The sequence below is a fragment of the Lewinella sp. JB7 genome (genome assembly GCF_024297185.1).
Classification (GTDB): domain Bacteria; phylum Bacteroidota; class Bacteroidia; order Chitinophagales; family Saprospiraceae; genus Neolewinella.
Genome location: NZ_JANCTD010000003.1, coordinates 22,852 through 36,621, shown reverse-complemented (window position 1 = coordinate 36,621; position 13,770 = coordinate 22,852). Strand labels below are relative to the sequence as shown.

Sequence of the window (13,770 nt, the reverse complement as noted above, 5' to 3'; positions counted from 1 at the left end):
AATATGCCGTTCCGTATCCTCCTGTCTTCCTGTATCTGTTTATTCATCCTTGGTGCGTCCTCCTGTAAGGAGGAAGTGCTGGCCCCGGCTGACGCCGCGGTGCTCGCACGGTACTACCCCGTGGAGCTGAACCGTCCCGCTTACTTCCGGGTAGACAGCATCGTGCTCGTCAACACGGTATCCGGAACCCGCTACGATACCGCGCGACTCGAAGCCCGCGAAACCCTCGTGGAGCAATTCACCGGGGGCGACGGTTCCGTGGTGTACCGCGGCGAGCGCTGGGAGCGAGCGACCGAAAGCGAACCCTTCCGCTACAAGCAGACCTACACTGTCACGCTCACGGAACGGTCGGTCCTGCGCAGTGAGGACAATCTGACGTTCACCAAGCTGGTGCTGCCCCTCCGGGAAACCACCGAATGGGACGGTAATGCGGACTTTGACGCGGCACGCACCGTCGCGGTCGGCGGTGAATTTCTTGATGTTTACAACGGCTGGGTGTACCACTACGCGGCCGTGGGCGAATCCCTGCAACTGGAAACCGGGCTGGCGCTCGATAGCGTGGTGACGGTGCGGCAGGCGGAGGTCGATAACCTCATCGATCTGCGGCAGGCATACGAGCGGTACGCGCCGGGGCTCGGCTTGGTCGAACGGTTCGTAGATGCTCGCCACACCCAGTGCCGGGTGTGTTGCGACGGTGACACTGGCAGTTGCGTGGACCTTCCCTGGAACGAGAAGGCGGAGAAGGGATACATCATCCGCCAGACCCTGCTCCGGCGGGAATAGTTTGATCATAGGGAATTGAGCGCGCTCAACTTTTGGGCGGGGCCGCGCTTTTATTTACCTTAGCCAGCGAAATTTCGCTAAACGATCTTGCTATGACCAAAAACACCAATCGACACATCCGCCGGGTAGCCGTTCTCGGCTCGGGCGTAATGGGTTCCGGTATCGCCTCCCATTTCGCCAATATCGGCCTCGAAGTCTTGATGCTCGACATCCTGCCCCGGGACATGGAGGAAACGGAAACCAATCCGGACGTCCGCAATTCCGTCGCGACCACAGCCCTGCAGGCGGCCCTGAAGTCGAAGCCCGCCCCCCTCTACCGTAAGGATTTCGCCAGCCGGATCACGGTCGGCAACTTCACCGACGACATGGACAAGCTCGGGGACTACGACTGGATCATCGAAGTGGTGGTGGAGCGACTGGACATTAAGCAGAAGGTTTTAGGGCAGGTAGACAAAGTCAGACGTAAGGGAAGTTTAGTGACGACGAACACTTCCGGCATTCCCATCCGCATGATTCAGGAGGGCATGAGTGAGGATTTCCGTCAGCATTTCTGCGGGACTCACTTCTTCAACCCGGCCCGCTACCTGCGCCTGTTCGAGATCATCCCCGGACCGGACACCAAGCAGGAGGTAATCGATTTCTTCATGCGCTACGGAGATCTCTACCTCGGCAAGACCACGGTTCTGGCCAAGGATACTCCCGCCTTCATCGGCAACCGGATCGGAGTGTACAGTATGGCCCGGATCTACGCCCTCACCGACGAACTGGGTCTGCGCATCGAAACCGTGGATAAACTTACCGGACCGGCTATCGGACGGCCCAAAACCGGCACCTTTCGGCTGGGCGACCTCGTCGGCCACGATACGGCCGCTCACGTCATGACCGGCATCCGGGAAAACGCACCCGACGACGAGGCTAGCGCGGTGATGAATATCCCGTCTTACTACGAATTCCTGCTCGACAAGAACTTCCTGGGGAATAAGTCCGGACAGGGCTTCTACAAGAAAGTGACGGACGAGGAAGGCAACCGCCAGATCCTCGGCCTTAATCTGAAGACTCTTGAGTACGAGCCCAGTCAGCGGGAAGATCTGGCCAGTCTGAAGCTCGCCAAACAGATCGACGATCCGCAAAAACGGATAAAGGCCCTCTTTACGGCGGACGATAAGGGTGGTGAATTAATTCGGCGCAGCCTGGCCGGACTGTTCGCATACGCCGCCAATCGCATTCCGGAGATCAGCGACAACATCTACAGCATCGACGACGCCATGCGCGCCGGCTACGCCTGGAAGATGGGACCCTTCGAATACTGGGACGCGGTAGGGCTGCAGGCCGGCATCGACGCCGCGGAAGCGGACGGCGGTACTATTGCCCCGTGGGTCCGGGAGATGCAGGCCGCGGGCCACGACAGCTTCTATAAGCGCGAGGGCGGTCAGTTGAAGTACTACGACATCGCATCGCAATCGTATCGCGTAAAGCCGGGCACCGAGGAGTTCATCATCCTGGACAACCTCCGCGATCGGAAGCCGGTGTACCAGAACAGCGAAGTGACCCTGCACGACATCGGCGACGGGGTCGCCTGCCTGGAATTCACCAGCGCCTACAACAGCATCGGCGAAGGCGTACTCCGGGGCTACCAGGAAGCCATCACGAAGCTCGAGGAGGAAGGCTGGCGGGGCATGGTACTCGGCAACAACGCCGACAACTTCAGCGTGGGCGCCAATCTCATGATGATCGCCCAACTCGCCTACCAACAGGAGTTCGAGGAGCTCAACCTGGCGGTGAATCTCTTCCAGCAGAGCGTGATGCGCCTTCGCTACTCGGCAATTCCCGTCATCGCCGCCACCCAGGGCTACGTATTCGGCGGGGGCTGCGAAAGCGTGATGCACTGCGATGGCGCCGCCGTGGCCGCCGAGAGCTACATCGGGCTCGTGGAAGCCGGCATCGGCGTAATTCCCGCCGGGGCCGGTACCAAGGAGTTCGCGCTGCGCACGAGCGATAGTTTCTTTGAGGGAGACGTCATGATCCCGACGCTCATCGAACGCTTCAAGACCATCGCCATGGCGGCCGTATCCACGAGTGCCTACGAGGCGTACGACCACGGCTACCTGATCAAGGGGCGCGACAAGGTCGTCGTCAATAAGGATCGCAACATCGCCGAGGCCAAACGCATGGTGCTCGACCTGGCCGACGACGGCTACACCATGCCCCGACAGCGCGAGGATGTCACCGTGCTGGGCCGGGGCGGACTGGCGGCTCTCTACGCGGCGGCCAATGAACTGAAGCGCGGCCACTTCGCCAGTGACCACGACATCAAGATCGCCAAGAAAATTGCCTGGGTTCTCTGTGGTGGCGACCTCACCGGTACCCAGCAGGTCAGCGAACAGTACCTCCTGGATATCGAGCGGGAAGCCTTCCTCAGTCTCTGCGGGGAGCAGAAAACCCTCGAGCGTATTCAGCACATGCTGCAGACCAATAAGCCCCTGCGCAATTAAGAACCAGTAAAAGACAATAACATGAACGAGGCATATATCATCAGCGGATACCGCAGCGCCGTCGGTAAAGCCGGTCGGGGTGGGTTCCGCAATTTCCGCTCCGACGACCTGGCCGTCCGGGTCATCCAACATCTGTTCGAGCAAAACCCCGCGGTCGACCCCCAGGTGGTGGACGACGTATTCGTCGGCTGCGCCAATCCGGAGGGCGAACAGGGACTGCAGGTCGGTCGCCAGATCAGTCTGCGGGCACTCGGCAAATCAGTACCCGGCGTAACGGTCAACCGCTATTGCGCGAGCGGGTTGGAAACCATCTCCATGGCCGTCGCCAAGATCAAGGCCGGCATGGGTCACTGCTACGTAGCCGGAGGGGCGGAGAGTATGAGCCAGATTCCCATGACGGGGTACAAACTCGCGCCCAGCTATGAGGTCGCCAGCAATACGCCGGACTACGTCGTAAGCATGGGCATCACGGCCGAGGCCGTCGCCCGCAAGTACAAGGTCAGCCGCGAGGATGCCGACCAGTTTGCCGTCCGCAGTCATGCCCTGGCGGCGGCGGCCATTGATGCCGGTCGCTTCGCGGAGGAGATCGTGCCGATCGAGGTGGAGGAAGTCTTCGTCCGTGACGGTAAGCGGGCCACGAGCAGCCATACCGTCGCCGTGGACGAGGGCGTACGCCGGGGAACCAGCATGGAGGCCCTCGCCCGCCTGCGTGCCGTGTTCCAGCAGGGCGGCGTGGTCACCGCCGGCAACTCCAGCCAGACCAGCGACGGGGTAGCCTTCGTGATCGTGATGAGCGGGGAAATGATGAAACAGCTCGGACTGGAGCCGATCGCGCGGCTGGTCAGTTGCTCCGTCGGGGGAGTGGATCCGCTGTACATGGGCATCGGGCCCTGCGTCGCCATCCCCAAGGCGCTGAAGCAGGCCGGGCTTAAGCTGGAAGATATTCAGCTGGTCGAGCTCAACGAGGCCTTCGCCACCCAGTCCCTTGCCGTCATCCGGGAGACCGGCCTGGACCCCGACATTGTCAACGTCAACGGCGGGGCCATTGCCCTCGGCCACCCACTCGGGTGCACCGGCGCCAAGCTGTCGATTCAGTTGCTCAACGAGATGAAGCGCCGTGATCTGCGGTACGGATTGGTCACGGCCTGCGTCGGCGGTGGCCAGGGTATTGCCGGCATCTACGAGCGCCTCTGATGTTCGGGATCGTTCTACCGCACGTTCGGGTAATTGGTACCCGGTGGGTGGATATTCGGAAGCGTTGACGGCGAACTTTAACGGTATATTTTTCGGACGATAATTACCCGTCCGGACTGCGTCTTCCCAAACGGAATTGGGCTTCCCGTGTGCCGGTCTGTGAGAAGTATCGCTAGGCGTAACGGCAACGGAATGCGCTCGCTTTGACCGTGGGGGTAGGGTAGGGTCGGCTGCGAAACTTCGGTCGTTGACCCTATGTTTGCAGCCCAATGATCAGTTTCTTCTTCGCCACCCTCGGTTCGCTCTTCTCGGTCGTCAACCCGCTCGGGGCGGTACCCATGTACCTGACCCTGACCAACGATTACAGTAAGCAGGAACGTTCGGCTACTGCCCTGCGCACCGCAATCTATTTTATGATGATCCTGGTGGTCTTCTTCTTTGCCGGCTCCGTCATCCTGAACTTCTTCGGCATCTCGCTGAACGCCCTGCGGATTGCCGGCGGCCTGATCATCGTGAACAGCGGCTACGGATTGCTCAACAGCAAGTTCGAACGCCGCCGCATCAGCCACCAGATCGAGGAGGAGGCTCAGCAGAAGGAGGATATCAGCTTTACGCCTATGGCCATGCCGATGCTCTCCGGCCCGGGAAGTATCTCCCTGCTGATCGGTCTGTCGGCCGTTGATCCGAGCTGGCGAAGCAGCCTTCTGATCGTCGGCGTTGTCGTCGTGATGGCCCTGCTCATCTTCGTCACCCTCAAGTTTGCCCCCCTGCTGTTTCGTTTACTGGGGCGCGCCGGCCTCTCCGCCCTCAGCCGCATCATGGGCTTCCTGGTTATGGCCATCGGCATCCAGATGCTGATCTACGGTCTGGTGAGCCTCATCGGCGATATCTGGCCCCAGGTGGAGCTGATGCGGAAGTAAACATTAGGTCAATCGCTGGGCGGGGACGCGGGTGCCGCGTTTAATCCGGAAGAGCAATCCTCGCCAACCGCAACCGCCTGACTAGTCGGGGGGGGGCGGCCCAAGTTTCCCCGCCCAAAAACTCGGATCCTTTAGCACAGATCGGGCACACAAACGTTATACGGTAGCACGCACGCACGAGCGTCGCGGCGGCGAATGCCCGACCGGTGGCGACGTGCCTTTAGCCCGCCAAAAAACCACGTATTGAAACCTACTCTTATTCTGGGGGCCACCACCAACCCCTCCCGCTATGCCTATCTGGCGGCACAACGCCTGACCGCCCACGGGCACGACATCATTCCCGTTGGCATCAAACAAGGAAAAGTAGTCGGCCGCGAGATCCTGAACGGCAAGCCCGACGTCCCCGAAGTGGATACGGTTACCCTTTACGTCGGACCCCAGCACCAGCCCGAATACTACGACTGGCTGCTGCGGGTAGCACCCAAGCGCATCATCTTCAACCCGGGTACCGAGAATGCGGAACTTGCGCGGCTGGCCCGGGAAAACGGTATTGAGGTCGTGCGGGGCTGTACCCTGGTGATGCTGGCCGGCGGTCAGTATTAATCCGCGATGATCGCTCATCGAGTGAACGTCCACTGACCGGGCCGGGTTAATCAACAACATCCACCCGTATTACACTAATTTAACCCCACTGCCGGTAGTTTCACATTACCGGCCAATCTAGTTATATGACTCAGGAAAAATCCATTGCTGAACTACAGGGGAAGAAACCCTACGGTAAATTTTCGGACATCGAAGTGTGGCCCGGCCGGCCTTACCCGCTGGGAGCCACCTGGTCGCCGGAAGGAACCAACTTCGCCGTGTTCAGCGAGCGCGCTACCCGGATGGATCTTTGCCTGTTTCGCCAGGAGACCCCCAACGAGGAAGAATACCGCATCCAGATGATGGAGCAGACGGACCAGGTTTGGCACTGTTTTATCCCTAATCTTGAAACCGGTTGGCGCTACGGCTTCCGGGCCCACGGCGACTGGAATCCGAAAGAGGGCAACCTCTTTAATCCCAATAAACTGCTCATCGACCCCTACACCAAGGCGATCGATGGAACCATCGACTGGCACCCGGCCGTATTTCCCTATCCGATCCACAGCGACGACCCCCATCGTTACCTGACCATGGACGAGCAGGATTCCGCCCCCTACATCACCAAGGGCGTGGTTATCGATACGGCCTATGACTGGGAAGACGACCGCCGGCTCGAAACCCCCATGCACGAAACGATCATCTACGAGATGCACGTCAAGGGGATGACGGAACTGCACCCCGACATTCCGAAGAAACTGCGGGGCACCTACTCCGGGGTAGCTCACCCGAAAACGATCGAATACCTCAAGAAGCTGGGGATCACGGCGGTGGAGTTGATGCCGATTCACCACTTCGTGCAGGACAGTCACCTACAGGATAAGGGACTGCGCAATTACTGGGGGTATAATTCCCAGAGCTTCTTTGCTCCCCACGCCGATTACGCGGCCTCCGGGCGGGCCGGCCAGCAGGTCATCGAGTTCAAGGATATGGTCAAAAAGTTGCACCAGGCCGGCCTCGAAGTTATCCTCGACGTGGTGTACAACCACACCGCCGAGGGCAACCACTTCGGCCCGATGCTCAGCATGAAGGGGCTCGATAACCAGGCTTATTACCGTCTCGTCGACGATAGTAAGGAGTTCTACATGGACTATACCGGAACGGGTAACACCGTCAATATGGTCCATAACCGTTCCCTGCAGCTCGTTATGGACAGCCTCCGCTACTGGGTCACGGAAATGCACGTCGACGGTTTCCGCTTCGACCTGGCCAGCGCCCTCGCCCGCGGTCTCTACGAGGTCGGTAAATTGAGCACCTTCCTCGATACCATTCACCAGGATCCCATCATCAGCCAGGTCAAACTGATCGCCGAACCCTGGGACGTGGGTCCCGGGGGATACCAGGTCGGAGCCTTTCCGGTCCTCTGGTCCGAATGGAACGGAAAGTACCGCGACAGCGTCCGGGAGTTCTGGAAGGGGGATGCCAGCGGCGTGGCCGATCTGGCGTACCGACTTACGGGCAGCAGCGACCTATACGAACTCAGCGGCCGTAGGCCCGCGGCCAGCATCAATTTCGTCACGGCCCACGACGGCTTTACCCTGCGCGACCTCTACAGCTATAACGAGAAGCACAACGAGGCCAACGGGGAAGACAACCGGGATGGGGACAGCCACAACAGCAGCTGGAACTGTGGGGTAGAGGGACCTACCGACGACCCCGACATCAATAACCTGCGACTGCGAATGCAGCGCAACCAGCTGTCGACCCTGCTCCTTAGCCAGGGCGTCCCCATGATCACCATGGGCGATGAGTACGGCCGTACGCAGCATGGCAATAACAATGCGTACTGTCAGGACAACGAGATCAGTTGGTTCAACTGGGACTGGACGGAGGAACAAGCTTCCCTCTTCTCCTTCACCCGAAAACTGGTCGAACTGCGGCGGGAAAACCCCGTCTTCCACCGCCGTCGCTTCTTCAACGGCCGTAAGATCCAGGATAAGAGCATGGGCGACATCCTGTGGCTCAATCCCACCGGCCACGAGATGACCGAGGAGAACTGGGCCGACGGTAACCAACGCAGCATCGGCATGATCCTCAACGGGGAGGGCATGGAAGAGTACGACGAAAGAGGCCGCCGGATCAAGGACGATATCTTCCTCCTTATCCTCAACGGGTACTGGGAAGGTGTCGAATTTAATCTGCCCGGGGTGAAGGAATTTACCCGGTGGGAGATGCTCGTGGACACCCACACCGACGAGGTGCCCGTCGGCAAGGATTACCTGGCCGATGAAAAATTTCTGCTCGGACCCCGCAGCCTGTACCTCTTCCGGCTCAAACTGCGCCGCGCGAACCGCACCGCCGAGGGTAAGCGGAAGGTGACCATTGTTGAGCAGGTCCGTAAATTGCTGCAAATGATTCAGGAATAAAACAGACCCTTCCGTGCAGCTACTCAACGATACCCAGATCGGTGCGAAAGTTACCCGACTGGCCATGGAGATACTCGAGCGTAACACCGAGGAATCCGAGCTATACATCCTCGGTATTAACCGCCGGGGAATGGAACTGGCCCGCCGACTGTCCGCCGATCTCCGGCGCTTATCGGAGGCTCCCCTGCACCTCTGGAACCTGAACATTTCTCCCTCTGACCCACTTGCTTCCGGACCGACCCTCGACCACGACGTGGAGGAACTCCGGGGCAAGCCGGTCCTGGTAGTGGACGATGTAGCGAACACCGGCCGCACGCTGTTCTACGCCATGGGCGCCCTGCAGACCGTCCTTCCCAAAAAGATCGAGGTGGCCGTGCTGGTCGACCGCCGGCACAAGGAGTGGCCGATCTACGTCACCTACAGCGGTATGGTGCTGTCCACCACGCTGGGCGACAACATCCTGGTGGAGTTCGGCGAGCGCGATTACGCACTATTGGAGTGATCAGAATTTTACGCCGGCGGTGAGGTAAAAGCTGCGGGGCGCACTCGGTATGATCCCCGGTCCGGGGTAGCCGGTGGCCCGGCGGGTGAAGTAGCGTTCGTTCGTGAGATTATTGATGCCGGTCTCCAGTAGTAGCCACTTGTAGTGGTAACTCAGGCTGAGGTCCGCGACCCCGTAGGCTGGAATGCTGCCTACGATTCCGCTCTGATTGTCGCTGCGGTCCTGTAGGGCATTACTGGCGTCGGTAAACTGGCGGGTGAGCAGGGTGTACTGAACGGAGCCGAGCAGGTTGCCGTACCCGAACCGCAGCCCGGTCTTGAGGTTGAGGCGGGGAATGAACTCCACCTCATTATCCGTCACCCCGGCAATTTCCGAGCTGGTGTAGCGCGAGTGCGTCAAGCTCGTGTTAGCAAAAGCCGCCAGGGTCCGTGGCACGCGTTCACCCCGCTGCTCCGGAAGAATCTGCCACTCGACGAGGGTTTCCAGTCCGTACAGCAGGGCGGAGCCGATATTGCCGCGGCGCCGGATGATCCGACCCGTTTCCACCTCCTCCCCGTCGGTGGTGGTGCGCAGCTCGGGGGTCAGTACTTCCCCGAGGCGGTTGCCGTAACGGATCAAAAAAGTATTGGCGCTGTATGACCAACGGTCCACCCGGCCGCGGATGCCGGCATCCGCCGTGTAGCCCCGCTCATCGCGGATGTTCGGGTCCACCTGAAAGCTGGGATTGACGGTGCGGATATCGTTGTAGGTAACCGAACGGTAATTTTCGCTCAGGTTCGCGAAGACCTCCAGGGCGGGATTGCGGCGGAAACTCACGCCGATACCCAGCAACAAGAGGTTGCGGTCGAAGATCCGGTTATCGGTAAATTCCTGCTCCCGGATGGGGTTTCCGGCAAGGTCGAAGTCGAAGCGGTTGTACGTCCCTTCGCTGGCCGTGCGGATATATTCGTACCGAATGCCGGGCGTGATGCTGAGCCGCTCGTTCAGGTAAAAGATGTGCTCGGCGAAGACTGCCACGTTCCGGTTCGGGAAGGTGAAATCCGACTGGTTGGGGTAACTCGGAAAGTCCGCGGTGGCCAAGCTGAAGTCCGGGTCGGCCGCCGCCGTGCCCGGCCCCTGAATGGCACCGTTATTGGCACGGTAGTACTTCAGCCCGAGGAGCGCGATGGCGTCCCGGCCGCCGAGGGAGTAGCGCTTCAGGAGCCGGGCCTCGGCGCCGTAGTTGCGAAAGTCGCCGAGCAGGAGGTCGCGGGGCGTGGATGGGTCGTCGACCTGGCTCACCCGGTTGCTGCGGAATCCAACGGCTTTGCGGGAAGCGTCGAGGCCGAATACGTTTACGCTCAGGCGGGTACGCTCGTCGAATTTATGGTCGAGGCGAAGACTGTATAGTTGCCAGTCCACCGCGAACCAGTTCCGCTCCCGGTTGCTGGTGAAGGGGTCGCGGTAGAACTGAGCGTCGGTCAGGCCGCCGGCCTGTTGGGCCAGGTAATCGAGGTAAGTATACTCGAAGCTCACCTTGGTGTTGGGCGCGGACGCGGGAGCCAGATCGAGGTGGACGAAAGCATTATGGGACCGGAAGCCGGAATTCGGGCGGAAGCCGTCGCCGCGCTTGAAGTTGTAAAAGCCGTAGTAGCCCAGGGGGCCGACCTGTCCGCTCAGGCTGTTGAAACTGGTGAATAATCCGTTGGAACCTACCGTCTGCCGCGCCAGCAATTCAATGCGCTTGCTCCGGTTGGGCTGGTGAAACACGAAGTTGACGAGACCGCCGAATTGCGTACCGTACTGGAGGCTGGCCGCTCCGCGCACGACCTCGATGCGTGCGAGGGCCTCGGCGGGTGGGGTGTAGTAACTTTCCGGATAGCCGAGTACGTCGGCACTGATGTCGTATCCGTTCTGGCGGGTGTTGAAGCTCGCCGAGCGGTTGGGGTCGAGGCCACGACCGCCGATGTTGAGCTGCAGTCCGGCGTCGTCGTTCTCGTAGATGTTGAGCCCCGACACCTCCCCGTAGATTTGCCGTGCCTGATTGGTCGCCAGATTGACCGTGAGGGCTTCGAGCGATACGACCTCCGTTTTACGACCGGCGTATATGGCCGTTCCCTCCACGGCCCGTAGTCGAGTCAGTGCTTCCCGTCGCCGGGCTTCCGCCACAACGGTCACCGAACTAAGGTCTTGCACCAGCGGCGAAAGCACGAGGCGTTGCTGCCCATTCCCGGTCGCGATGACCGCCTGGCGGGTCGTGTAGTTCGGGGCGAACACGGTGAGCGTCAACCGCTCGGCACCGGGGGGGACGTCAAGTTCCAGTAGACCATCGTTGCCGGCGCTCCTTAACTGGCCGGTTTCTTCGGCGAATACCTCCGCTTCGGCAATGGCCCGGGCGGCCGTATCTACCACCGAAACCGTCACGGTGCTTTGAGCACCGGCGAAGGGTAGGAGGGTGAGTAAACAGCACGTCAGCAGGATGGCTTTTTTTACCCATCCGCCCGGCTCCCGCGTTCCCGCCCAGCTCCTTTGCCTTCCGTTTCTAAAGTCCATATATCGTATCGTTGAACGGAAGAAGCCACTCCTCCACGGGGTCGTCCCGGTCGATGGTAACCAGATCGACCCCCGGGTCGACGTAGCGTTGACTCAGGCGGCCGTTGAGGGCCACGTAACTGTCTACGTACACCCGTGGCTGTGCAATACCCCGCCGGCGGTACTCGTCCGCCAGAAAGTGGCCGAACTGAAGGATGAAATCGGGCTGGGTTGACATCTGCTTTTCCTGGAATGCGCTAAGGTAATCCCGATTGTCGACCACGATGCTCCGGTTGTCGCTGGGATCCACGATGCGGAACGTGGCCAGACCGGCTTTCTCCATCAGCATTACCCGCCAGGAAAAGCGGTAACCGTTCTCGGTCCAGAACAGCTCGCCCGGGTGCATCAGGTAGCGGAAGGGAAAGATTAGGTGAAACAGTAGGAGCAGCGCAATCGGAACTAAGCGCCACTGCTCTAGTACGTAGCCAGGCCCCGTGGGAAGCGTCGGCCGGGCGTTGATCCGCTCCCTGAATTGTTGGTGCCACCCGGCCAGCCGCGCGCGGATCCGTTCGTGAAATTCCGGTCCGAAGAAGATCAGCGCGCTCACGATCATGATGTACGGAAACATGCCGATGGGAAAGAGCACGCGGGTGAGGACGTGAAAAACGACGACCAGCACGAAGGCCGCCACCCGCGTCCGCCGCCACAATAACAGGAAGGGAATCAGCAGGTCGTAGGCCGCGCCCGCCCAGGCGAAGGCGTAGTGCACCCACCGGCGTTGCAGCAGATCGCCCAGGAGGGGAGTGTCGTACTTCGCCGGAAGCCAGATCGATAGGGGTTGGGCGTGCAGCAGCCAGTCGGAATTGAGTTTGGCCAGGCCGGCGTAGAAGTACACGACGGCCACGAAGAGTCGCAGGGCGTCGATGTACACCGCCCGGGTGCGCGGTGCGTGGTGAGCGCTTACCCCCCCGAATCCCGCCGGAATGGGGATGAACAAAAGCAGGAGGGAAAGCAGGCTAATGAAGTAATAATGATTAAGATAGGTCGTCTTGTCCATCAGCTCGATGTAGGTGAAGCCGAGGAAGAAAAGCAGCGTAGCCCAGCGGTAGCGGTAGCCGACCATGATGCAACATGCCGCCGCCGCCACGAGGGCGAAAAGGAGGTAGGTCCACTCCCCCAGGGGGCGGACCCACTCGAAGTAGCGGTACGAAAAGAAAAAGTCGGGCTGCAGGTACAGTTTGTCGATCCAACCATTCGACCAGAAGCGGATGATGCTAAGCAGCATCATCAGTCCGAAGCCCGTCCGGAACACGATGAGAGGAGCCGCGCTAGTCTCCGTCCGCATCCACGTAATCTACGTTGATCCCGAGCGCCTGCAGCATGTCCACCTTCAGGAGGATGACGTTCGCCTGCAGGGCATCGTACAGTTGCAGCAGGGCGGTGTTATCGGTCGTTACCTGGGTCGCGAAGTCGGCGTCCAGCCCCTCCGCCCGTGCACGGGCCAGGTCGAAGCCGGCCTCGATACGCTCGCTCAGGCGTTGGCCCTCCCGTTCCACCGAGAGTGCGTCCAGATAGGTGGCCAGGCCGGGGTCGGACGAAAAGAATTCGTCAATCGCGGCCAGGCCGTCCAGAAACAACGTCCGGGCGAGTTCGGCGTGGTAGGGAGCTTCGGCCAGGGTGGGCATGGGGCCGTTCGAGAAAACGCCGGCGGGGATACCGACTTTTCCGGCCCGCAGTTGCTTTTCGTAGTAGAGAATGAGGTCGTTCACGGTCCGGTCGACCGAGGCGGTCGCGCTATTGCCCGAGTTGCTGACGTAGCGGTCGCGGCCACCGTCGCGCCATGCCATATAGGGAGCCTCCAGGTCCACGGCATCCACGATTTCCGATATGCGCGCACTGAATTCCGCGGGGTCGTCCGTGCCGTACAGCAGGTAGTCGAGTGCCGGGAACCCCTGGACGTCGTCATTGGAGGGAAGCTGCAGGTTGGCCTCGGGTTCGGTGCGCAGGCGATCCGTGTTGGTGGGGTAGGTGTTCAGCCGCTCGACGAGGCGGTATTCGTCGCCGATGACGCCCGCGAAGGGCGCGAAGTGCTGCCACTCCCGGTAGGCAAGGGTAAACGATGCCCGCAATTCGGTGAGGGCTTCCCCGGTCGGTGCGGCGGCGTAGGTGCCGGCGGCGGTGGACAGGTCGGCGTAAGCCGTCCGGAAATCTTCGAAGGCCGGCGTCACGATGTCATCAGCCCAGTGGGCCAGCATAGCTCCGCGGTCGAAGGACTCGCCGGTGGTCGTGGCGTCGTCGTCCGGGGCGGGGTCGCAGGACCAGAAGATAATCGGTAAGAGCAATACGGCAAGGCGATACATAGG

Annotated in this window: 10 protein-coding genes; 7 read left to right on the top strand and 3 right to left on the bottom strand. The window is 60.6% G+C overall.

Annotated elements, in window-relative coordinates:
- The first annotated feature begins 3 nt into the window (after window positions 1-3).
- The 7 genes from NMA52_RS06245 (at window position 4) to NMA52_RS06215 (ending at window position 8,896) form a co-directional block, all read left to right on the top strand.
- Window positions 4-783 (top strand): hypothetical protein, encoded by a 780-nt coding sequence (locus tag NMA52_RS06245; protein ID WP_254826796.1) that lies wholly within the window; start codon window positions 4-6, stop codon window positions 781-783.
- 92 nt (window positions 784-875) lie between these two features.
- A complete protein-coding gene (locus NMA52_RS06240; RefSeq protein ID WP_254826795.1) occupies window positions 876-3,275 on the top strand; it encodes a 3-hydroxyacyl-CoA dehydrogenase/enoyl-CoA hydratase family protein in 2,400 nt (799 codons plus the stop codon).
- Between the two features lie 21 nt (window positions 3,276-3,296).
- Window positions 3,297-4,469: a thiolase family protein gene (locus NMA52_RS06235; RefSeq protein ID WP_254826794.1), complete on the top strand. Its 1,173-nt coding sequence runs from the start codon at window positions 3,297-3,299 to the stop codon at window positions 4,467-4,469.
- Between the two features lie 269 nt (window positions 4,470-4,738).
- Window positions 4,739-5,389, top strand: a complete 651-nt coding sequence (locus NMA52_RS06230) for a MarC family NAAT transporter (RefSeq protein WP_254826793.1) — start codon at window positions 4,739-4,741, stop codon at window positions 5,387-5,389.
- A gap of 243 nt (window positions 5,390-5,632) precedes the next feature.
- Window positions 5,633-5,992 (top strand): CoA-binding protein, encoded by a 360-nt coding sequence (locus tag NMA52_RS06225; RefSeq protein ID WP_254826792.1) that lies wholly within the window; start codon window positions 5,633-5,635, stop codon window positions 5,990-5,992.
- A gap of 125 nt (window positions 5,993-6,117) precedes the next feature.
- On the top strand, window positions 6,118-8,394 hold the full coding sequence (gene glgX / locus NMA52_RS06220; RefSeq protein ID WP_254826791.1) for a glycogen debranching protein GlgX: 2,277 nt from the start codon (window positions 6,118-6,120) through the stop codon (window positions 8,392-8,394).
- A 13-nt stretch (window positions 8,395-8,407) separates the two neighbouring features.
- Window positions 8,408-8,896 (top strand): phosphoribosyltransferase family protein, encoded by a 489-nt coding sequence (locus NMA52_RS06215; protein ID WP_254826790.1) that lies wholly within the window; start codon window positions 8,408-8,410, stop codon window positions 8,894-8,896.
- On the opposite strand, the gene NMA52_RS06210 is transcribed toward NMA52_RS06215, so the two are convergent.
- From NMA52_RS06210 to NMA52_RS06200, 3 genes are read right to left on the bottom strand one after another with little or no spacing between them, the layout of a single operon-like run.
- Entirely contained in the window at window positions 8,897-11,428 is a 2,532-nt protein-coding gene (locus tag NMA52_RS06210) for a TonB-dependent receptor domain-containing protein (protein WP_254826789.1), read from the bottom strand.
- The gene (locus NMA52_RS06205) at window positions 11,418-12,752 is read right to left on the bottom strand and encodes an HTTM domain-containing protein (protein ID WP_254826788.1); all 1,335 of its coding nucleotides are present in this window, start codon (window positions 12,750-12,752) and stop codon (window positions 11,418-11,420) included. The genes NMA52_RS06210 and NMA52_RS06205 overlap by 11 nt, the downstream gene beginning before the upstream one ends.
- Entirely contained in the window at window positions 12,736-13,767 is a 1,032-nt protein-coding gene (locus NMA52_RS06200) for an imelysin family protein (RefSeq protein WP_254826787.1), read from the bottom strand. Before NMA52_RS06200 ends, NMA52_RS06205 begins: the two co-directional genes overlap by 17 nt.
- Between the last annotated feature and the right edge of the window lie 3 nt (window positions 13,768-13,770).